This window comes from Streptomyces sp. DvalAA-14 (genome assembly GCF_900091855.1).
Classification (GTDB): domain Bacteria; phylum Actinomycetota; class Actinomycetes; order Streptomycetales; family Streptomycetaceae; genus Actinacidiphila.
In genome coordinates this window covers 1-1,293 of sequence record NZ_FMCH01000339.1, presented here as the reverse complement: position 1 = coordinate 1,293, position 1,293 = coordinate 1, and the positions used below count along the sequence as shown (strand labels likewise).

Genomic DNA, 1,293 nt, shown 5'->3' with positions numbered 1-1,293 from the left:
CCTTGCGGACGGTCGCCGGACCCGCGGCCGTCGCGGGCCGGGCGCGCAGTTCCCCGCGCCCCTGACGGGGCCGGCCCGGGGGTCACCCACCCCGCCCGAACGCCCAGCCCCGTGCGGCCGGTTTCCGGACCGGCGGCCGTCGGGGGCCGGGCGCGCAGTTCTCCGCGGCCCTGATGGGGTCAGGGGGGCGGTTGTCAGTTGGCGGAGGAGGCGAGGGGGCCGGGTCTGCGGCCGGCGGCGGGTACGGGCGGCCTCAGCGAGAGGGCCAGCAGCAAGGACAGGGCCGAGAAGACGGCGCCGGCGGCGAACGCGGTGGTGGCCCCGTGGAGGAACGCGTGGGTGCGGGCGTGGCGGGAGGCGGTGCCGAAGACCGTCACCAGGACGGACAGGCCGACGCTGCCGCCCACCTGCTGCATCGTCTGGAGCAGCCCGGACGCCGAACCGGCGTCCTTCGGCTCGACACCCGACAGGATGAACGTGTTGAGCGGCATCATGGTGAACCCCATGCCGACCCCGAACAGCAGCATCGGACCGAGCAGTCCGGCCGCGTACCCCTCGGACGCCGAAAGCTGGGTGATCCACAGCCCTCCGCTGAAGGTGAGCGTGATCCCGCCCGCGGCAACCCACTTGGCCCCGATCCGGGCGATCGCGCGCGGCGCGGTCCGGGCCGCGGCGAACAGCATCGCGGCCAGCGGGATGAAGGCGAAGCCGGTCCGCAGCGGGCTGTAGTGCAGATACGTCTGCAGATACTGCGTGACGAAGTAGAAGACACCGAACATGCTGGCCGGCACGAGCAGCATCACGCAGTAGGCCAGCGCCCGGTTGCGGTCCTTGAACAACCGCAGCACGACCAGCGGGCGGTCGGCCCGCATCTCGTTGACCAGGAAGGCCGCCAACAGGGCCACCGCGATCACGAAGGAGGTCAGCGCGCGCCCGTCGCCCCAGCCGTTCTCGCCGACCCGGATGAAGCCGTAGGACAGGGACGCCATGCCGAGGGTGCCGGTGAGCGCGCCGGCGATGTCGAAGCGGCCACCGCGGTGCCGAGCGGTCTCCTGGATGAAGCGGGGCGCGATCAACACAATGGCGAGGCCGACCGGGATGTTGATGAAGAACACCCAGCGCCAGGAGCCCCAGCCGGTGAGCATGCCGCCGACAGTGAGGCCGATCGCGAAGCCGGCGCCCGCCACCGCGGAGAAGACACTGAGCGCGCGGTTGCGTTCGCTGCCCTCGGTGAAGGAGGTGGTGATCAGCGCGAGGGTGCTCGGCGCGGCGAGCGCGGCGGCGGCGCCCTGC

At 72.7% G+C, this 1,293-nt stretch carries 1 protein-coding gene; it reads right to left on the bottom strand.

Annotation, left to right across the window (positions count from 1 at the left end):
* Positions 1-194: 194 nt before the first annotated feature.
* Positions 195-1,293: MFS transporter (locus GA0115240_RS17175; RefSeq protein WP_107407162.1), on the bottom strand; the 1,099-nt coding region annotated here is incomplete at its 5' end.